At 70.6% G+C, this 19,648-nt stretch carries 18 protein-coding genes, 1 tRNA gene and 1 other RNA gene; 12 read left to right on the top strand and 8 right to left on the bottom strand.

The features are described 5' to 3' along the window. Positions 1-121: 121 nt before the first annotated feature. The gene (locus ATC03_RS10460) at positions 122-307 is read right to left on the bottom strand and encodes an SPOR domain-containing protein (RefSeq protein ID WP_067876568.1); all 186 of its coding nucleotides are present in this window, start codon (positions 305-307) and stop codon (positions 122-124) included. Positions 308-318: 11 nt separating this feature from the next. On the opposite strand from ATC03_RS10460, the gene map reads away from it, so the two are divergent. Together map and ppgK are read left to right on the top strand one after the other, a co-directional pair. After that, entirely contained in the window at positions 319-1,182 is an 864-nt protein-coding gene (gene map / locus ATC03_RS10465) for a type I methionyl aminopeptidase (protein WP_067876571.1), read from the top strand. A 58-nt stretch (positions 1,183-1,240) separates the two neighbouring features. Further along, positions 1,241-1,996 (top strand): polyphosphate--glucose phosphotransferase, encoded by a 756-nt coding sequence (gene ppgK, locus ATC03_RS10470; protein ID WP_067876574.1) that lies wholly within the window; start codon positions 1,241-1,243, stop codon positions 1,994-1,996. A gap of 236 nt (positions 1,997-2,232) precedes the next feature. Here the strand turns inward: ppgK and rnpB are convergent. From rnpB to ATC03_RS10495, 5 genes are all read right to left on the bottom strand, one after another. Next, an RNA gene (rnpB, locus tag ATC03_RS10475) (RNase P RNA component class A) lies at positions 2,233-2,608 on the bottom strand. Positions 2,609-2,741: 133 nt separating this feature from the next. Beyond that, positions 2,742-3,479: a zinc ribbon domain-containing protein gene (locus tag ATC03_RS10480; RefSeq protein ID WP_067876576.1), complete on the bottom strand. Its 738-nt coding sequence runs from the start codon at positions 3,477-3,479 to the stop codon at positions 2,742-2,744. 37 nt (positions 3,480-3,516) lie between these two features. Next, the gene (locus ATC03_RS10485) at positions 3,517-4,347 is read right to left on the bottom strand and encodes a Nif3-like dinuclear metal center hexameric protein (RefSeq protein ID WP_067876579.1); all 831 of its coding nucleotides are present in this window, start codon (positions 4,345-4,347) and stop codon (positions 3,517-3,519) included. Positions 4,348-4,394: 47 nt separating this feature from the next. Further along, positions 4,395-4,467 (bottom strand) — tRNA-Val (locus tag ATC03_RS10490). A gap of 74 nt (positions 4,468-4,541) precedes the next feature. Then, the gene (locus ATC03_RS10495) at positions 4,542-5,009 is read right to left on the bottom strand and encodes a peroxiredoxin (RefSeq protein WP_067876582.1); all 468 of its coding nucleotides are present in this window, start codon (positions 5,007-5,009) and stop codon (positions 4,542-4,544) included. 169 nt (positions 5,010-5,178) lie between these two features. Between ATC03_RS10495 and aceE the strand changes: the two genes are divergently transcribed. The 6 genes from aceE to ATC03_RS10525 all read left to right on the top strand — a co-directional run bounded on the left by aceE (position 5,179) and on the right by ATC03_RS10525 (position 12,858). Continuing rightward, positions 5,179-7,905, top strand: a complete 2,727-nt coding sequence (gene aceE / locus ATC03_RS10500) for a pyruvate dehydrogenase (acetyl-transferring), homodimeric type (protein WP_067876589.1) — start codon at positions 5,179-5,181, stop codon at positions 7,903-7,905. Between the two features lie 65 nt (positions 7,906-7,970). After that, positions 7,971-9,116: a PucR family transcriptional regulator gene (locus tag ATC03_RS10505; protein ID WP_227820063.1), complete on the top strand. Its 1,146-nt coding sequence runs from the start codon at positions 7,971-7,973 to the stop codon at positions 9,114-9,116. 148 nt (positions 9,117-9,264) lie between these two features. Continuing rightward, positions 9,265-10,185, top strand: a complete 921-nt coding sequence (locus tag ATC03_RS10510; RefSeq protein WP_067876595.1) for an ACP S-malonyltransferase — start codon at positions 9,265-9,267, stop codon at positions 10,183-10,185. Between the two features lie 37 nt (positions 10,186-10,222). Further along, positions 10,223-11,227 carry a beta-ketoacyl-ACP synthase III gene (locus ATC03_RS10515; protein ID WP_067881877.1) on the top strand — a complete coding sequence of 335 codons (1,005 nt, stop codon included), beginning with the start codon at positions 10,223-10,225 and terminating at the stop codon, positions 11,225-11,227. A gap of 65 nt (positions 11,228-11,292) precedes the next feature. Beyond that, a complete protein-coding gene (locus ATC03_RS10520) occupies positions 11,293-11,541 on the top strand; it encodes an acyl carrier protein (RefSeq protein WP_055857961.1) in 249 nt (82 codons plus the stop codon). An 81-nt stretch (positions 11,542-11,622) separates the two neighbouring features. Further along, the gene (locus ATC03_RS10525; RefSeq protein WP_067876599.1) at positions 11,623-12,858 is read left to right on the top strand and encodes a beta-ketoacyl-[acyl-carrier-protein] synthase family protein; all 1,236 of its coding nucleotides are present in this window, start codon (positions 11,623-11,625) and stop codon (positions 12,856-12,858) included. A gap of 159 nt (positions 12,859-13,017) precedes the next feature. Here ATC03_RS10525 and ATC03_RS10530 read toward each other — a convergent pair whose 3' ends face one another. Beyond that, the gene (locus tag ATC03_RS10530; RefSeq protein WP_227820064.1) at positions 13,018-13,539 is read right to left on the bottom strand and encodes a DUF3145 domain-containing protein; all 522 of its coding nucleotides are present in this window, start codon (positions 13,537-13,539) and stop codon (positions 13,018-13,020) included. 279 nt (positions 13,540-13,818) lie between these two features. Here ATC03_RS10530 and ATC03_RS10535 point away from each other — a divergent pair, with 279 nt between their 5' ends. Then, the gene (locus ATC03_RS10535; protein WP_067876601.1) at positions 13,819-14,565 is read left to right on the top strand and encodes a PadR family transcriptional regulator; all 747 of its coding nucleotides are present in this window, start codon (positions 13,819-13,821) and stop codon (positions 14,563-14,565) included. Here the strand turns inward: ATC03_RS10535 and ATC03_RS10540 are convergent. Then, positions 14,544-16,358 carry a bifunctional 3'-5' exonuclease/DNA polymerase gene (locus ATC03_RS10540; RefSeq protein ID WP_067876605.1) on the bottom strand — a complete coding sequence of 605 codons (1,815 nt, stop codon included), beginning with the start codon at positions 16,356-16,358 and terminating at the stop codon, positions 14,544-14,546. The genes ATC03_RS10535 and ATC03_RS10540 overlap by 22 nt on opposite strands. A gap of 132 nt (positions 16,359-16,490) precedes the next feature. On the opposite strand from ATC03_RS10540, the gene ATC03_RS10545 reads away from it, so the two are divergent. The 3 genes from ATC03_RS10545 to ATC03_RS10555 all read left to right on the top strand — a co-directional run bounded on the left by ATC03_RS10545 (position 16,491) and on the right by ATC03_RS10555 (position 19,402). Next, a complete protein-coding gene (locus ATC03_RS10545; protein WP_067876609.1) occupies positions 16,491-17,252 on the top strand; it encodes a hypothetical protein in 762 nt (253 codons plus the stop codon). Positions 17,253-17,416: 164 nt separating this feature from the next. Further along, the gene (locus tag ATC03_RS10550; RefSeq protein WP_067876613.1) at positions 17,417-17,887 is read left to right on the top strand and encodes an NfeD family protein; all 471 of its coding nucleotides are present in this window, start codon (positions 17,417-17,419) and stop codon (positions 17,885-17,887) included. A gap of 60 nt (positions 17,888-17,947) precedes the next feature. Continuing rightward, positions 17,948-19,402 (top strand): flotillin family protein, encoded by a 1,455-nt coding sequence (locus ATC03_RS10555; protein ID WP_067881883.1) that lies wholly within the window; start codon positions 17,948-17,950, stop codon positions 19,400-19,402. The last annotated feature ends 246 nt before the right edge of the window (positions 19,403-19,648 follow it).

Genomic DNA, 19,648 nt, shown 5'->3' on the forward strand with positions numbered 1-19,648 from the left:
TCGGTTCCGCGTGAGCGCGGCCTCCGCGTGACGGCCTCCGGTGAGCCCGACCCGAGTGAGTCCGACTCCGAGTGAGTCCGACTCCGCCCGAACGGCGGACGCCGGAACCGCTCATCGGCGATCAGTCGTCGGCTGCGTCGTCGGCATCCCACTTGGCGCTGTTCGCGCGGAGCTTCTCGAGCGCGTGCTCGGCCTCTTCGCGCGTGTCGAACGGGCCGGCCCGATCGACCGACGGCGAGACGAATCCCTGCTCGACGGCGCCCGTCTTGAGGTTGTACCAGAAACGGTGTTCGATGTCCTCGGCCATAGGCTGATCCTATGCCGAAGGATGCCGCTGGCCACCTCATTCACGGACGACTCTCGCCCACACGCCCGGTTCCGTCCTCGATCGCCCGCCCCGAGTACGTCGGTCGCGCGGCGCCCGCGCAGAACACCGGCGGCGACCGGTACTCCCCCGACGAGGTCGAGAAGATCCGCGCGGCCGGGCGCATCGCCGCGCAGGCGATCGAGGCGGCCGCGGCCGCCATCCGCCCGGGGGTCACGACCGACGAACTCGACCGCATCGCGCACGAGTACGTGGTCTCCCACGGCGCGTATCCGTCGACGCTCGGGTACCGCGGGTACCCGAAGTCCTCGTGCACCTCGGTCAACGAGGTGATCTGCCACGGCATCCCCGACGACACCGTGCTCGTCGACGGCGACCTCGTGAACCTCGACGTCACGGCGTACCTCGACGGGTATCACGGCGACCTCAACCACACGTTCCTCGTGGGCGACGCGAGCGACGAGGCGTCGCAGCTCGTCGAGCGCACGCGCGAGGCGCTCGCCCGCGGCATCCGCGCGGTGGCCCCCGGTCGGCAGGTGAACGTGATCGGCCGCGCCATCGAGGCGTACGCGAAGCGGTTCGGCTACGGCGTCGTCCGCGACTACACCGGGCACGGAGTGGGGCGGGCGTTCCACACGGGGCTCATCATCCCGCACTACGACGCGCCCCAGTACGACACCGTGATCGAGCCCGGCATGGTCTTCACCATCGAGCCGATGCTCACCCTCGGCTCGATCGAGTGGGATGTCTGGGCCGACGACTGGACCGTCGTGACCCGCGATCGTTCGCTCACCGCGCAGTTCGAGCACACGCTCGTCGTGACCGAACGCGGCGCGGAGGTGCTCACGCTCCCCTGACCCGCGGTGCGACCCGCCGGTGACGCTCTGCGCAGGCAAGCCGCGATAGTGTGGCGGCATGGCGACTCAGCACGCGATCGGGATCGACATCGGCGGAACGGGCATCAAGGGAGCGGTCGTCGATCTCTCCACCGGTGCAATCGTCACCGAACGACGAAAGGTCCTCACCCCCGACGGCGGCGAACCCGAGGCGATCATCGCCTCGTCGACCGAGCTGCTCGAGCAGATCGGTGCGGAGTTCGATATCGAGGGCCTGCCGCTCGGCGTGTGCTTTCCCGCGATCGTGAAGCGAGGGCGCACGCGCTCGGCCGCGAACGTCTCGAAGAAGTGGATCGGGCTGCCCGCCGAAGAACTCTTCGAGAAGGCGCTCGGCCGCGACATCCACTTCATCAACGATGCGGATGCCGCCGGCGTCGCCGAACTGCGCTACGGCGCGGCAGCGGGCGTCGACGGGCTCGTCATCCTGACCACGCTCGGCACCGGCATCGGATCGGCCCTGATCTACGACGGCGTGCTCGTGCCGAACTCCGAGCTCGGCCACCTCGAGATCGACGACGACGACGCCGAGCATCGCGCCGCGTACTCGGCGAAGGAGCGCGAGGACCTCGACTGGAAGCAGTGGGCGAAGCGCCTGCAGCGCTACTACTCGCACGTCGAGTTCATCTTCTCGCCCGACCTGTTCGTGGTCGGCGGTGGCGTCTCGAAGCACCAGGAGCAGTTCCTGCCGCTGCTCGATCTGCAGACGAAGATCGTGCCGGCCGTGCACCGCAACAACGCGGGAATCATCGGCGCGGCCGCGCTCGCCCTCGGCTGAATCCGACCGACATCCGACCCACATCCGACCGCGCGAACGCGGTACGGTGGCGGCACGGCAGCGACGGTCGCGCCGAAGCGCACGGGAGGTTCGACATGAGCAACAAGACGCCCGAAGAGGAGCGGATCCGCGAGGAGCAGGAGCGTCGTGAGCAGGAGCGCGAGCGCGAGGAACGCCAGGAGGAATCGCGCCTCGACGACGAGGATCGCTGACCGCCGGGCACGGCGACGGGGATGTGAGCGGGCCGGCTGATACGCCGGGTTCTGTTGACCGGGCGCTTGCGCGACACCGGCTGGACGACCATCTCTCTCGGAGACACGTTGCCGTGCCCCTCCAGCGGCCTACCCGGGAACGGGACGGGCAGCCCCATCGTTCCCTGTCTGACCTTGCTCCGGACGAGGTTTACCGAGCCGACCGCGTCACCGCGGCCGCTGGTGGGCTCTTACCCCACCGTTTCACCCTTACCCGGCGCTTGCGCACCGGGCGGTCTGCTTTCTGTGGCACTGTCTCGCGGGTTGCCCCGGGTGGGCGTTACCCACCGTCCTGCCCTGCGGAGCCCGGACGTTCCTCGGCACCCGATCGCTCGGATGACGCGGCCGTCTTGCCGACCCGCTCACACGCCAAGCGTACAGGCCGCGGCTGAGCGTCCGCGCCGCGTGCGCCCGGGCGAAGGGCGCGCACGCAGCGGATGGGCCGGCTCGAGTTCGCAGGCTCCGGTTCGTCGGCTCGGCTTCGTCGGCTCTGGTCAGATGCCCGACTCGTCGGTCCGCACGAGGATGCGGTCGCACTCGGGGCAGAGCAGCACCTCGTCGGGCGCCGCGCGGCGCACGACGTCGAGGTCGGAGCCCGTGAGCGTCATGGTGCAGCCGCCGCAGGTTTGCTGGCGCAGCAGCGCCGCACCGATGCCGGCGCCGCGTGCGCGCCGCTGCTCGAAGTAGGCGAGCAGTTCTGCGGGAACCTCGGAGGCGACGACGCCACGGTCGCGCTCAGCGCCGTCGCGTTCGACGACGAGGCCCTCCGACGCCTCGTTGCGCTCGACCTCGAGCGCGGCGACCTGGGCGGCGATCTCGGCACGCTCGGTGTCGATGCCGGCAACCACGCCCTCGGCGGCCTCGACGCGCTCCATGACGATGAGCTCCTGGTCTTCGAGATCGCTCAGGCGCCTGGCCAGCGAGGCGAGCTCGGATTCGAGGGCCGCGACGTCCTTCGTGGACGACGTGTGCTGCAGGCGGTCGCTGTCGCGGGCGATGCGAGCCTCGACGACCGCGACGTCGGACTCGATGCGCTTGAGCTCTGCGCGGGCGTCTTCGAGCGTGCCCTGCGCCTCGGCCCGGCGCGAACGGACGGCCGCGTCGCGGGTGGCGAGTTCGGCGATGGGAGCCGACTGGGGCAGGCTTCCGAGCCGGTGCGCGATCTGCTGGAGTCGGGTGTCGACGGCCTGGAGTCGCAGAAGTTGCTGCTGGTCGGCGGGGCTTGCCTTCACGTGGTGCTCCTTGTGGGATTCGCGGTGGGAATGGTCATCATTGCACGACCTGGAAGTCCCAGGGGTCGGTGCGGAGCTCGCTCACGCGGAGCTCGAGTTCGGGGTGGGCCTCGCCCAGTTGGGCGGCCGCGGCATCCAGCCAGAGCCATTCGCTGGCCCAGTGCGAGACGTCGATGAGTGCGGGGCCGCCGGTGAGCCTGGACTGCTCCCGGGATTCGGAGGCCGGGTGGTGCCGGAGATCGGCCGTGATGTAGGCGTCGGCGTCGCGCACCGCCGGGTCGCCGAGCAACGAGTCGCCCGCTCCGCCGCAGAGCGCGACGGTCTCGACGGGATCGTCGAAGCCGCCGGCGACCCGCACGCCGGTCGCCGTGGGCGGCAGGATCTCGGCGAGCTGACGCGCGAGCCGGCCGACGGTGGTGGGCGCTGCGAGCCGACCGACCCGGCCGAGGCCGTCGCCCGTCACGCCGCCCGGGCCCGCGCTCGGCACGATCGGCCGGGTGTCGACGAGGCCGAGGCGTTCGGCGAGCACCGCCGACGTGCCGCGCTCGACGACGTCGGCGTTGGTGTGCGCCGCGACGAGCGCGCAGCCGCCGCGGATGAGGCGCGCGAGGATGGCGCCCTTGTAGCGGTCTTCAGCGACCGTGGTGACGCCGCGGAGCAGCAGCGGATGGTGCGCGATCACGAGGTCGGCACCCCATTCGAGCGCCTCGTCGACCGTCTCGCCGACGGCGTCGACCGTGAAGAGCACGCGACGCACCTCGGCTGCCGGATCCCCGGTGACGAGTCCGACCGAGTCCCAGGACTCCGCGCCCGCGACAGGCCAGAGCCGTTCGATCGTGGAGAGGACGTCGGCGAGGTCAGCGGGCACGTGCCCAGCCTACCGTCGCGGTTCGCGAGGCGTCTCGGGGTCTGGAGTGGGCCCTGCCGGGCTCGAACCGACGACATCCACGGTGTAAACGTGGCGCTCTACCAACTGAGCTAAAGGCCCGCCGCGTGAGCGACGCAACCGCAATGCTATCGCTCGTCGGCGCGCTGCCGATCCGGATGCCGCGCGCCCGCGCCTCAGCGCTCGGTCAGCGCCTCGAGCGCCGCCCGGTACTGGTCGAGGCTGCGCGGCTCGCCCGGGGCGGTCGCGAAGCTCGCCCGGATCACGCCGTCGACGTCGATCACGAAGGTGGCCCGAGCGGCGTATCCGCGATCGTCGAGGAACGCCTCGTAAGCACGGGCGACCTCGCCATGGGGCCAGAAGTCGGACAGGAGCGGGAACCCGTAGCCCTGCTCCTCGGCCCACGCGCGGAGCGCGAACTTCGAGTCGACCGAGATGCCGACCAGTTGCGCGCCGGCCTCGGCGAAGATCGCGAGGTCGTCTCGCAGCGCGCACAGCTCCCCCTCGCACGTGCGCGAGAACGCGAGCGGGAAGAAGACGATGACCACCGGGCCGGCCTGCCGGAGTACGGAGAGTCGCACCGCCCGGCCGAGGTGGTCGACCAGCTCGAAGTCGGGGGCGGGAGCACCGTCGGGAAGCGGCATCCGTTCACTCCTCTGTTTTGTCGAACGCTGAGCGAAGGCACAGCATACCGAGCCGAAACGTTGTGCGAATGTCACTAGTATGGCCAAGTGTGTTCGGTCGAAACCCGGCCGTTCTTCGTGCGCGCGGAACGCCGCGCCCGGCATGATCTGCCGTAGAGAAAGGTCGAGTGTGACTGTCAACGACCAGGACCCGTACTCCGTCGAGGCGCTGGATTCCGACCCGGATGAGACATCCGAATGGGCCGAATCCCTCGACGCCCTCGTGACGGCGAAGGGACATCAGCGCGGTCGCGAGATCATGCTGAGCCTGCTCAAGCGTTCGAAGGAACTCCACCTCGGAGTGCCGATGGTTCCGACCACGGACTACCTGAACACGATCGCCCCCGAGAACGAGCCCGAGTTCCCCGGCGACGAGGACATCGAGCGCCGCTACCGCGCCTGGCTCCGCTGGAACGCCGCCGTGCTCGTGCACCGCGCGCAGCGCCCCGAGATCGGCGTCGGCGGACACATCTCCACCTATGCGGGCGCCGCCTCCCTCTACGAGGTGGGCCTCAACCACTTCTTCCGAGGCCAGGACCACCCCGGCGGCGGCGACCAGGTCTTCTTCCAGGGCCACGCCTCCCCCGGCATGTACGCCCGCGCCTTCCTCGAGGGCCGTCTCAGCGACACCGACCTCGACGGCTTCCGCCAGGAGAAGTCGCGTGCACCGCACGGGCTCTCGTCGTACCCTCACCCGCGGCTCATGCCCGAGTTCTGGCAGTTCCCGACCGTGTCGATGGGCCTCGGCCCGATCAACGCGATCTACCAGGCGCAGCTCAACCGCTACCTCACCAACCGCGGCATCAAGGACGCCTCCGACCAGCAGGTCTGGGCGTTCCTCGGCGACGGCGAGATGGACGAGGTCGAGAGCCGTGGCCAGCTCCAGGTCGCCGCCAACGAGGGCCTGGACAACCTCAACTTCGTCATCAACTGCAACCTGCAGCGCCTCGACGGACCCGTGCGCGGCAACGGCAAGATCATCCAGGAGCTCGAGAGCTTCTTCCGCGGCGCCGGCTGGAACGTCATCAAGGTCGTGTGGGGTCGCGAGTGGGACTCGCTGCTGGCCGCCGACCACGACGGCGCGCTCCGCAATCTCATGAACGTCACGCCCGACGGCGACTACCAGACCTACAAGACGGAGTCCGGCGCCTACGTGCGCGAGAACTTCTTCGGCCGCGACCCGCGAGCGCTCGAGCTCGTGTCGCACCTCAGCGACGACGAGGTCTGGGGCCTCAAGCGCGGCGGCCACGACTACCGCAAGATCTACGCGGCGTTCAAGGCTGCGACCGAGCACAAGGGTCAGCCGACGGTCATCCTCGCGAAGACCATCAAGGGATACGGTCTGGGCAAGTCCTTCGAGGGGCGCAACGCGACGCACCAGATGAAGAAGATGACCCTCGACAACCTCAAGGGCTTCCGCGACGAGATGCGCATCCCGATCTCCGACGCGCAGCTCGAGGAGAACCCGTACCTGCCGCCGTACTACAACCCCGGCCAGGACGACGAGGCGATCCAGTACCTGCAGGAGCGCCGTCGTGCGCTCGGCGGCTACGTGCCCGAGCGACGCTCGAAGCACGTCGAGATCTCGCTGCCCGACGACTCGGCCTACGCGATCGCGAAGAAGGGCTCCGGCACGCAGGAGATCGCCACGACCATGGCCTTCGTGCGACTGCTGAAGGACCTCATCCGCTCGAAGGACTTCGGCCACCGCATCGTGCCGATCATCCCCGACGAGGCCCGCACCTTCGGCATCGACGCGTTCTTCCCGACCGCGAAGATCTACAACCCGAACGGCCAGCACTACACCTCGGTCGACCGCGAACTGCTGCTCGCCTACAAGGAGAGCCCGCAGGGCCAGATCGTGCACGTCGGCATCAACGAGGCCGGAGCGTTCGCAGCCTTCACGAACATCGGCACGTCGTACGCCACGCAAGGCGAGCCCCTGATCCCCGTGTACGTCTTCTACTCGATGTTCGGCTTCCAGCGCACGGGCGACGCGATGTGGGCAGCGGGCGACCAGATGGCCCGCGGGTTCATCATCGGTGCCACCGCGGGCCGCACCACCCTCACGGGTGAGGGCCTGCAGCACGCCGACGGCCACTCGCCGCTGCTCGCATCGACCAACCCGGCCGTGCTCAGCTACGACCCGGCGTACGGCTACGAGATCGGGCACATCATGCGTGCCGGCCTCGAGCGCATGTACGGCGGCAGCCACGCCGACCCGAACGTCATGTACTACCTCACGGTGTACAACGAGCCGATCGTGCAGCCGGCCGAGCCCGAGGGCACCGACGTCGACGGCATCCTGCGCGGCATCCACAAGATCTCGAACGGCAACGGCAGTGGCCCCTCGGCGCAGCTGCTCGCCTCGGGTGTGGCCGTGCCGTGGGCTCTCGAGGCCCAGAAGCTGCTGGCCGAGGACTGGGGCGTCTCCGCCGACGTCTGGTCGGTCACGAGCTGGGCCGAGCTCCGTCGTGACGGACTCGACGCACAGGAGCACAACTTCCTCAACCCCGACGACGAGCCACGCGTGCCGTACCTCACGACCAAGCTCGCCGGAGCCAGCGGCCCGTTCGTCGCCGTGTCCGACTACATGCACGCGGTGCCCGACCAGATCCGCGCCTTCGTGCCCGGTGACTTCGCCACCCTCGGCGCCGACGACTTCGGCTTCTCCGACACGCGTGCCGCCGCGCGCCGCTACTTCAAGATCGACGGACCGTCGCTCGTGGTGCGTGCGCTCGAACAGCTCGTCGCCCGTGGTGAGATCGACCGCTCGGTGCCGGCGCAGGCGATCACGAAGTACCGCCTGCACGACGTCAACGCCGGAACCACCGGTTCCGCCGGCGGCGAGAGCTAACCCAGGTGGCGAAACCCCGTACCAAGGCAGAGACCCTCGCATGGTTGCGAACCATCGCGGGTGAGTTGTCGACCCAGACGCTGAAGCGCCTGGAGGACACGCTGTCCTGGTACGGGGACATGCCCCCGAGCCGGCGCTCGGCCGTCGGGCTCGTCGCACAGGCGGGCATCTCGTCGTTCATCGCCTGGTTCGAGGATCCCCGTTCCACGCCGTGGATCGCGGCCGACGTGTTCGGCGCCGCTCCCCGCGAGCTGCTCCGCTCGGTGAGCCTGCAGCAGACGCTGCAGCTCATCCGGGTCACGGTGGAGGTCGTCGAGGACCGGGTGAAGGACGGCGGCGAGCCACTCCGCGAGGCGATCCTGCTCTACTCGCGCGAGATCGCGTTCGCGGCGGCCGACGTCTACGCCCGCGCCGCCGAGGCCCGCGGCCTCTGGGACGCGCGCCTCGAAGCCCTCGTCGTCGACTCGATCCTCTCGGGCGAGTACGACGACGAGCTGCCGAGCCGCATCGCGGCACTGGGCTGGCACGGTCACGGCGAGGTCGCGGTGCTCGTCGGCACCGCGCCGAAGCAGCTCGACGTCGACCATGTGCGCCGGGTGGCCCGCCACATGCAGGCCGACGTGCTCATCGGCGTGCAGGGCAACCGCCTCGTCCTCGTGATCGGCCGATCCGAGCAGCTCGGGCGACAGCCCGACGAGGTCGGCACCTCCCCCGCGATGACGTTCATGGAGTTCGCAACGCAGCTGGAGAACCACTTCGGTCCGGGGCACCTCGTGCTCGGCCACGAGGTACCGAACCTCGTGGACGCGTCGAAGAGCGCGAAGGCGGCCCTCGCGGGCTTCGCCGTGGCACGCTCATGGCGGCACGCGCCGCGACCGGTTCATGCCGACGACCTGCTGCCCGAGCGGGCGCTCGCGGGCGACCCGCTCGCTCGTGCCACGCTCGTGCATCGCATCTACCGGCCGCTGCAGGCGCACTCGACCGAGCTGCTGACGACGCTCTGGAGCTATCTCGACAACGGCCGCTCGCTCGAGGCGACGGCCCGAGAGCTCTTCGTGCACCCGAACACCGTGCGGTACCGCCTCAAGCGCGTCTCCGATGTGATCGGGTGGGATGCCACGGGCGCCCGCGAGGCGCTCATCCTGCAGTCCGCGCTCATCATCGGGTCGATGAGCGATCACGAGCACCCGACGAGGCGCCGACCGTCCTGACCCTGTGCGCGCGCACGCCGCTGCGCGTTCGCAGTGACGCCGGACCGCGACATCCGCGCAACCGGCTGTGGGACGCGCACAAGCCTTTCCGCAAGAGCTTGTCGCATCGACACACACGCGCGACCGGTCTCATTGACAGACTAGGGACGTGATCGTCGTCGTCTGCCCTGGTCAGGGCTCCCAGACCCCCGGATTCCTCGCTCCTTGGCTCGCGGACTCCGCCCGCGCCGCGCAACTCGACGCCTACTCGCAGGCAGCCGGGGTCGATCTCGCGCTGCACGGCACCGAGAGCGACGCGGACACGATCCGCGACACCTCGATCGCACAGCCGCTCATCGTGGCCGCGGGACTGCTGACGCTCGACGCCCTGCTGGCCGACGGCCGCGCCGAGCGGATCGGCGGCATCGCCGGACACTCGGTCGGCGAGATCACCGCCGCGGCCGGCACCGGCGTGCTGTCCTCTGCAGACGCGCTGCGCTTCGTGGGCGAGCGCGGTCGCGCGATGTCGGATGCCGCGGCCCAGACGCCGACCGGCATGAGCGCCGTCCTCGGCGGCGACGAGTCCGCCCTGCTGGCACGGCTCGCCGAACTCGGCCTCGAGCCCGCGAACTTCAACGGCGGCGGCCAGATCGTCGTCGCCGGAGCGCTCGACGCCCTCGAGACGCTGAAGGCCGAGCCGCCCACCGGCTCGCGCGTGATCCCGCTGCAGGTCGCCGGCGCGTTCCACACGCGCTACATGGCCCCCGCGGTCGCGCACCTCACCGAGGTCGCCGCCACCCTGAGCCCGACCGACCCGGCGCAGACGCTCTGGACGAACAACGACGGCCGCGTCGTGACCTCCGGAACCGAGTTCGTCGACCTCCTCGTCGGCCAGGTCTCCTCGCCCGTGCGCTGGGACCTCTGCATGGCGGCGTTCGCCGATGCCGGCGTCACCGGCATCATCGAGCTCGCCCCCGCTGGCGCGCTCGTCGGGCTCGCCAAGCGCGCGCTCAAGGGCGTGCCGACGGTCGCCGTGAAGACCCCCGACGACCTGCCCGCCGCGATCGAACTCATCGAGCAGGCCGCCTGATTCGCGGCACGTCGCACGCACCGAGAGAATGTCGAACATGACCAAGCCCACCCTGCAGCAGTCGCACGGACCCGCCTACACGCGCATCTACGCGGTCGGCGCCGCGCGCGGCGAGAACGCCGTGCCGAACGACGACCTCATCGGCCCGATCGACTCCTCCGACGAGTGGATCCAGCAGCGCACCGGCATCATCACGCGCACGCGCGCCGGTGCCGACGTCTCGGCGCTCGACCTGGCGACCGACGCGGCGCGCGAGGCGATCGCGAAGTCGGGCGTCGCTCCCGAGCTCATCGACCTCGTGATCGTCGCGACGATCTCGAACGTGCAGCAGACGCCGTCGATGGCCGCGGTCGTGGCCGACCGCGTCGGCGCGAACCCCGCCGCCGCGTACGATGCGAACGCCGCGTGCGCCGGCTACGCCTACGCCGTGGCCCAGGCCGACGCCCTCATCCGCACGGGCGTCGCGCACTACGCGCTCGTCATCGGCGCCGAGAAGCTCTCCGACGTCGTCGACCCGACCGACCGCACCATCTCGTTCCTCCTCGGCGACGGCGCGGGCGCGATCGTCATCGGCCCGAGCGACTTCCCCGGCATCGCGCGCACCGTGTGGGGCTCCGACGGCTCGAAGGCCGGCGCGGTCGGCATGAACGGCACGCTCACCGAATTCCGCGACGGCGCGGCCGAGTGGCCGACGCTCCGTCAAGAGGGGCAGACGGTCTTCCGCTGGGCGGTCTGGGACATGGCGAAGGTCGCCAAGCAGGCGCTCGACGCCGCCGGCGTCACGGCCGCCGACCTCGCCGCGTTCATCCCCCACCAGGCGAACATGCGCATCATCGACGAGTTCGCCAAGCAGCTGAAGCTGCCCGAGACGGTCGCCATCGCGCGCGACATCGCCACGACCGGCAACACATCCGCCGCTTCCATCCCCCTCGCGACCCACCGTCTGCTCGAGGAGCACCCTGAACTTTCCGGAGGCCTCGCCCTCCAGATCGGCTTCGGCGCCGGCCTCGTCTTCGGCGCCCAAGTGGTGGTTCTGCCGTGAACCGCCGATCCCTGTCCATCTAGACTGGCTCTCGGTCAAACGAGACACCCTCAAGGAGAAGAACCATGGCATTGTCCACCGAAGAAGTGCTTGCCGGCCTGGCCGAGCTCATCAACGACGAGACCGGCATCGCAACCGACACGGTTGAGCTGGACAAGTCGTTCACCGACGACCTCGACATCGACTCGATCTCGATGATGACCATCGTCGTCAACGCAGAAGAGAAGTTCGACGTCAAGATCCCCGACGAAGAGGTCAAGAACCTCAAGACCGTCGGCGACGCCGTCGACTTCATCGTCAAGGCCTCGGCCTAGTCGCTGCGCCGAGCGGGCCGGCGCATCGCGCCCGGCCCGCTCGCTCAGCCTGACCGTTTCCTCCATCGGAGTGTTTCTCGTATGACCAAGAAGATCGTGATCACCGGCATCGGTGCGACCTCGCCGCTCGGCGGAACCGCACGCGACAGCTGGAATGCCCTGCTCGCCGGCGAATCCGGTGCTCGCACGCTCGAGCACGACTGGGTCGCCGAGTACGACCTGCCCGTGCACTTCGCGGCACCCGCGAAGGTCCGCCCCGAAGAGGTGCTCGAGCGCCCCGTCGCCAAGCGCCTCGACCCGTCGAGCCAGTTCGCGCTGATCTCGGCGATGGAGGCGTGGGCCGACGCGGGCGCCCCCGACATCGCCCCCGAGCGCCTCGGCGTCGACTACGCGACCGGCATCGGCGGCATCTGGACCCTGCTCGATGCGTGGGACACCCTGCGCGAACGCGGCCCTCGACGTGTGCTGCCCATGACCGTGCCGATGCTGATGCCGAACGCGGCATCAGCGGCCATCTCGATGCACTTCGAGGCCCGTGCGTTCGCGCGCACCGTCGCCTCGGCGTGCGCCTCGAGCACCGAGTCGCTCGCGAACGCCTACGAGCACCTGCAGCTCGGCCTCGCCGACGTCGTCATCGCCGGAGGTTCGGAGTCGGCGATCCACCCGATCACGCTCGCGTCGTTCTCGTCGATGCAGGCGCTCTCCAAGCGCAACGACGACCCCGCGCACGCCTCCCGCCCGTACAGCGTCGACCGCGACGGCTTCGTCATGGGCGAGGGCGCGGCGAGCCTCGTCATCGAGACCGAGGAGCACGCGCTCGCTCGCGGCGCCCGCATCTACGCGGAGCTGGCGGGCGGTGCGGTGAGCGCCGACTCGTACCACATCACGGCGAACGACCCCGAGGGGCGCGGCGCGAGCCGTGCCGTGCTCGACGCGCTCGCGCAGGCGGGCGCGACGCCCGACGAGGTCACGCACATCAACGCGCACGCCACGAGCACGCCCGTCGGCGACATCGCCGAGTACACGGCGCTCCACAGCGTGTTCGGCGACCGCGTGCACGAGATCCCGGTCTCGGCGACGAAGGCCTCGACCGGGCACCTGCTCGGCGGCACGGGCGCACTCGAGGCGGTCTTCACCGTGCTCGCGCTCGAGAGCCGTCTCGCTCCCCCGACGATCAACCTCACCACCCAGGACCCCGCGATCCCGCTGCTCGTCTCGGGCGAGCCCCAGCCGCTCGGCGACGGCCCGCAGGTCGCGATCTCGAACTCGTTCGGGTTCGGCGGCCACAACGCCGTCGCGGTGTTCCGCTCGGTGTAGTCGGCGACGGATGCCGCGGCATCCGCTCATGAGAAGGCCCCCGGTGTCCGTGCGACACCGGGGGCCTTCTCGTCGACGGCCAGCGGGTTTCGTCCGTGCGCTCACCGGGAGATGCTCTCCGACGATCGCGGGACGCCAGCACGCGGGCCGAGGCCCTGCTCACCCCACCTGGTGCAACCAGACGACCGGGGCGAAGTCGCTCGCGTGACGGAACGGCTCGAGTTCGTCGTCCCACGCCTGCCCGAGGGCGAGCCGCAGCTCGCGGTGCAGCTCGACGGGATCCGACCCCGCGATCTCCATCGCGTACCGGATGCGGTCCTCGCCGATGACGGTGTTGCCGGCGATGTCGGTCTGCGCGAAGTACACGCCGAGCTCGGGCGTGTGCATCCACCTGGCGCCGTCGGATCCGGGGGTCGGGTCTTCGCTCACCTCGTAGCGGAGCTGCTCCCAGCCGCGCAGGGCTGAGGCGATCCTCGCGCCCGAGCCCGCGTCGCCCTCCCAGTGGAACTCGGCGCGCATGAGCCCGCGGTACACGGGCTGCTCGCTCCAGTCGAAGTTCACGGCGGTGCCGAGGGCACGGCCAGCGGCCCACTCGACATGCGGGCTCAGCGCGCGCGGTGCCGAGTGCACGAACAACACTCCCTGCGCGGGGCGCACGACCCGCGACATCATCTCTGCCATCTCCGTCTCCGTTCTCGAGGTGCGTCTTCCCCTACGACCTCGGGAGCCACGGATGGCTGGATATTCGATTATGGACGTGAACCGTCACCGGCGATTATGCCGCGGATCCGGCATTCTGACAAGGTTCGCGCCGCGCGTGGCCTGAAGCGGACCGCGCGGGCGGAGGAACTGTATGCTCGGTGAAACGTTCCGGTTCACCCGTTTCCGGATCCGGGCGCGGTCGAAGCTCGAACTCCGCTTCGGGTTCCGTTCCCAATCCCGTTCGCCGAAGGAGGCGCCATGGCCGTGCGCGATGCTGTGCTCACCCTGCTCACGATGGGGCCGGCCTACGGATTCGCCCTGCACGGCGGACTCGCCGAGCGCACGGGCGGCCGGCGCACCGTGAACGTCGGCCAGACCTACGCGACGATCGAACGCCTGACCAAGCAGCGACTCGTCGAACCCGCCGGCACCACCGAAGACGGCCTCCCCCTGCATCGTCTGACCGACGCGGGCCGTGCCGCAGCCTCGGCCTGGCTCGGCGGGGCGGATGCCTCGGGCGCCGACCCGTGGGACGAGACCGTCGACCGCGTGCTCATCGCCGCATCGCTGCCGGGCGTCGACGCGGCATCCGTCATCGCGGCCGAGGCCGTTCGGTGGCGCGAGCGCCGTGATCTCGCGGGAGGCCGGGCCGAGGACTCCAGGGCGGTCGATGCCGCGGCAGCCAGCGCAGACGGCAGGGGCGGTGATGCCTCCGCACCGATCGGAGGGTCGGCCGCCGCACCCGGCGCGGCGGCGGTGGCCGGACTCGCGCGTCTCGCGGCATCCGCAGACCGGGCGCGTGCCGAGGGCGCGCTCGCCTGGCTCGAGACGACGGCGCCGCTCGTCGAGCGCGCCGAGCACGCAAAGCTCGCTGAGCTCGCCTTCGAACCGAGCACGACTCGGCCTCGGCGCGGGCGCAGACCCGGCATCGCGGCCGCACCGCAGGTCGCGTCGAACGCCGAAGACGAGGTCGGACTCGCCGCTCAGGCGTCGGCCGACGCGTAGCTCGAGACGACCGCGAGGTCGAGCGGGAACTCGATCGGGAAGCCGCCGAAGAGCAGCCGGCCCGCCGTGACGGCCGATGCGCGCACGGCGTCGGCGACCGCGTCGGCGTGCTCGACCGGCGTGTGCACGATGATCTCGTCGTGCAGGAAGTACACGAGGTGCGGTGCACGATCGAAGACGGGTCCGGATGCCGCGGCCGGGCGTTGCGCGTGGGGCTCGGCGCCGGTCGCGCCGAGCTCGTACAGGCGGCCGCGCAGGTCGGCCATCCAGCACAGGGCCCATTCGGCGGCGCTGCCCTGCACGATGAAGTTGCGCGTGAACCGGCCCCAGTCGCGCGCCGAGGACCTGGCCCGGCGCTCGTCGGCGGCGCTCGCGTCTGGCTGACTCGCGCTCGCCTGGATTGCTCGCCACGCAGTGGGCGGCAGCGGGGAGGACCGGCCGAGGAGGGTCGTGACCTGCAGGCCGCGCTCCCCGTCGCGGGCGGCCGCGTCGACGAGTCGCATGGCTTTCGGATAGGCGCGTGCAAGCCGCGGAACGAGCCGCCCGCTGTCACCCGTCGTCGCACCGTACATGGCGCCGAGGATGGCGATCTTCGCCTCGTCGCGCGTCGCGACGACGCCCGAGTCGACCAGGCCCCGGTAGAGGTCGCGGCCGTGGCCCGCTCGCTCCATGGCCTCGTCGCGCGACATGCCCGTGAGCACGCGCGGCTCGAGCTGGGCCGCGTCGGCGACGACCAGGGTCCACCCGGGATCGGCGACGACCGCGCTGCGTACGAGCTTCGGCAGCTGCAGCGCGCCGCCGCCCGACGTCGCCCAACGCCCCGTCGCGGTGCCGCCCGGCACGTACTCGGGGCGGAACCGGTCTTCGCGCACCCATTCCTCGAGCCACGCCCACCCGTTCGCGCTCAGGAGCCTCGCGAGCTTCTTGTATGCCAGCAGCGGCTCGATGCCCGGGTGGTCGTGTTCGAGCAGTTCCCACTTCGAGGTCGACGACGTCTGCACGCCCGCCGTGCGCAGGGCCCGCAGCACGTCGACCTGCGAGTCGAGGTTGAGGGCCGGCGCCCCGAGCTCGACGCGCACGACGGCGGCGATCTCCTCCATGCGGGCGGGTTTGCGCCCGGCCGCCGGTCGCGGCCCGAGCTCTGCCTCGAGCACGGCCTCGTGCACCCGGCGACTCCAGGGAAGTCCAGCGGCGCGCAGTTCGACTCCGATGAGCGCTCCGGCGGATTCGGCGGCGGCCAGGAGCCGCAGCGCAGCGGGAGCGCTGCCGGCGTCGATGAGCCCGAGCTGCCGGCGGTACTCGGCGGCGACGGATTCGGACGACGCGCGCCCTGCCGCGGCATCCGCCCGCTCCGATGAGGCCGTCAGGACGCCGTCGGATGGAGGACCGGACGCGTCGTCGAAGCCGTCGAGGTCGAAGAGCGGTTCGTGGCGGTGCGCCGCCCCAGCCGACGGCGCGACGACCGACTCGGCCATCGTCGGGCCGGGTGGCAACCACGCGGGCGCGGGCGGCGCACCGTGTGCGCGCGCGTCGGCCGTGAAGGTGGAGTGGTCGAGGATCGCTCCGCACAGGCGCAGGTCGTGGCATCTCGCGAGCCGCACACCGCGGTCGAGCAGCGCCGGGTACCACTGCCGGGTGTCGGCCCACACCCAGCGCGGCCCGTGGTCGCGTTCGAACCGCTCGAACAGCGGGGCGGATGCCGCGTGCTCGGCCTCGGCGAGCACCGCGTCGGGCTCATCGGGGTCGATGAACCGCACGCGACCGCCGTCGCCGACGCCCACGGCGATCTGCATTCCCCCATTTTCGCGGCAGGCACCGACATCGGTGTGCGCGAAGGTCGGTGCGAGCCGATGCCGTTGCCAGTACCGGTGCGATGTCGGTAGGCCCGAGCATGATCGCCCCATGCCACACGCGAAGGAGTCCCCATGGTCGCCGTGAGCTTCCAATGCGGGCACGGTGCCGATCCCGACGATCCCGCGACCCTCGCCCTGCGCCGACCGTGCCCGCTGTGCATGCTCATCGCCGAGACCCAACGCTCGCGCGGCGAGCTGCTGCGCAAGGTCGCGCCCCCGCAGCGCGCAGCACTCGCCATCGAGACCCGCATCGGCGCCGAGTACCGATGGCAGTGCCCGCGCGGGCACGACCGATACCCGGCCACCGTGAACGAGGTGCTCACCGGCACCGGGTGCGCGAAATGCCGCGCCAACGCGGTCGCACCAGGCGCCCTTCGCGAGGCCGGGCTCGCGTTCATGAAACCCGGGCTGCGCACCCGCACGTCGATGACCGAGCAACGACTCCGGACGATGCTCGGCGAACGCATCCGGCTGCACCACCGTGTGAACGCCGTGCACATCGCGCGTACGTTCTTCGGGCGCAGCGAGGTGTGGCCCGACATCCTCGTGCCGCAGCTCCGCATCGCGATCGAGTACGACGATCCCGGCCGGTCGCGGCGTGCGCATCTCGGACTCAAGGAGGCCTCCGACCTCGAGAAGGACGAGGCGCTGGCCGAGGTCGGGTGGGAGGTGATCCGGATCCGCGCCGGGGGGCTCGAGTCGATCGGCCCGAACAGCATCGTCTGCCGTTCGCTGACGCCCGCGGTCGTCGACGAGGTCGTCGAGCGCATGCGACGGCTGCGAGGCGATCAGGCGGTCGACGCGATCGCCGTCGCGGGGTCGGTCGCATCCTGACGCCGCCGGTGCGTCCGGCGACGGCGGAAGGCCGCGAGTGAAGCCGCGCGCGGTCTCGTCTCAGTGCACCCTGTGGACAGCCGGAGCATCGTCTCCGCTTCCCGATAGAGTTGGCGGACCCGTGCGCTCCCGTGCGGTGTCGCGCGCGCAGAAGGGCCACACGGATGCTCCTCCCGTTCCTCATCGTCGGCGGAGTGGGCCTCGTGCTCCTCCTCATCTCGCTGGTGCTCGGGGACATCCTCGACCACTTCGACGTCGGCGACGGAGCGATCTCGGGCACGGCGCTCTCGGTCGGACTCGTCGTCTTCGGCGCCTCGGGCTCGCTCATCGCCACGACCGGCCTCGACCTCATCTGGGCGTACGTGCTGGCGATCGTGCTCGGCCTCGTGGCCTACGCGCTCTCGGCGCTGGTCGTGCGCAACCTGACGAACTCCTCCGACGGCGTTCCCGCCTCGGCCGTCGGACTCTCGGGCGTCGCGCGATCGGACGTCTCCACCTCCGGCGGCGAGGTGAGCCTCGACGGCCCCGGCGAGATCGAACGCCGACTCGCCTACTCCGACGCGCCCATCGCGGAGGGCACCCGCGTCGTCGTCGTCGAGCACGTCGGCACTCGTGTGAAGGTCTCCGCCAACTGAGGGTCGCCGCAGACGGCGCGCCCACCACCCACCCCTGCGAACCCGAAAGGCACCTCCTTGCTGCTGGACACGACCCTGATCCAGGTGATCTCGATCATCGCGATCGTCATCGCCCTGCTCTCCCTGCTCGTCTTCATCGCGCGGCGCATCCGCCGCGTACCGCCCAATGAGGCGCTCGTCATCGTGGGCCGTGGCGCGGGCCGCAACAACGGCGAGACGAACACCGGCCAGCGGGTCGTGATCGGCGGTCGCACGTTCGTCTGGCCGATCCTGCAGCAGGGCTTCTCGATCTCGCTCGAGCAGCGCCAGATCGGCATCACGGTCGAGGGCGTCGACAAGAATCGCATCAAGATCGCGATCAAGGCGTCGATCAACTTCAAGGTGAGCGGCACCGAAGACGGCGTGCGCCGGGCTGCGCAGCGCTTCCTCTCGCAGCAGGAACTGCTCACCGAGATCATCAAGGAGTCCCTCGAGGGCTCGCTCCGATCGATCGTGGGCGACATGACGATCGAGCAGATCATCTCCGACCGCAAGAGCCTCTCCGACCGCGTCGTCGCCGAGACCAAGACCGACCTCGTCGAGCAGGGCCTCCAGGTCGACCTCCTGAACATCTCGGACATCTCGACCCCCGGCAGCAACTACCTCGCCAACCTCGGTCGCGCCGAGGCCGCTCGTGCCCTCCAGGTCGCCGAGGTCAGCGAAGCCGAGGCGGCGCGCGCGAGCGAGTTCGCCCGCATCGAGGCCGCAGAGCAGATCGCCGAACGACAGAAGGCGCTGAGCCTCAAGCAAGCCGGCATCAAGGCCGAGACCGACCGTGCGAACGCCGAGGCGCAGGCGGCAGGCCAGCTCGCCACGGCCGAACAGGACAAGCTCGTCGCCGTGCAGGAGCGCGACGCGCTGCAGGAGCAGGCGCTCGTGACGCAGGAGCGCCTCGACATCGAGATCCGCAAGCCCGCCGAGGCCGAGGCGTACGCCGAGGTGCAGCGAGCCACCGCCAAGCGCGACGCGGCCAACGCCAGCACCGAGGCCGAGGCGTTCAAGCGCACCAAGATCGCCGAGGCGAACAAGGTCGCCGCCGTGCAGGACGCCGAGGCCGCCGCGACCTCCGTGCGCTTCGCCGGCGAGGCCGAGCGTGATCGCAAGGTCGCCCTCGCCGCCGGCGTGCGCGCCGAGGGCGAGGCTCGCGCCGCCGCCATCGAGGCCGAGGGCCTCGCCGAGGCATCCGCCACCGATGCGAAGGCCCTGGCGCTGCAGAAGTACGGCGAGGCGGCCCTCGCGCAGGAGATCATCTCGCGTCTGCCCGAGATCGTGCGCGCCGCGGCCGAGCCGATCTCGAACATCGACACGCTCACGGTCGTCTCGACCGACGGCGCGAGCGCGGTCACGAAGACCGTCGGCCAGGTGCTCGGCGAGGGAACCGAGGTCGTCAAGTCCCTCACTGGCCTCGACGTCAGCGCGATCCTCTCGGGGCTCGCGGGCGGGCAGCTGATCAAGAACGCCGACGCGACCAAGTAGCAGCGCTCCCCCACCTCGCACGAAGCGCCGGATGCCGCGCATCCGGCGCTTCGTCGTGCCTGCGCTCGTTGCATCCGCGTCCAGTGCTTCGCACCGGAACTCCCGAGCGACGACCCGGGCGCAGATCGAGCTCGAGATGCGCCGTGCGAGGCCACGGTGACCGCGACGGCAGTCGCATGACCCGGCATGCGTGGAGCAGCATCGGATGAATGAGAGACTTGATGAGTTCGTCAACGACCCTGGGGA

Source organism: Agromyces aureus, from assembly GCF_001660485.1.
Lineage (GTDB): Bacteria > Actinomycetota > Actinomycetes > Actinomycetales > Microbacteriaceae > Agromyces > Agromyces aureus.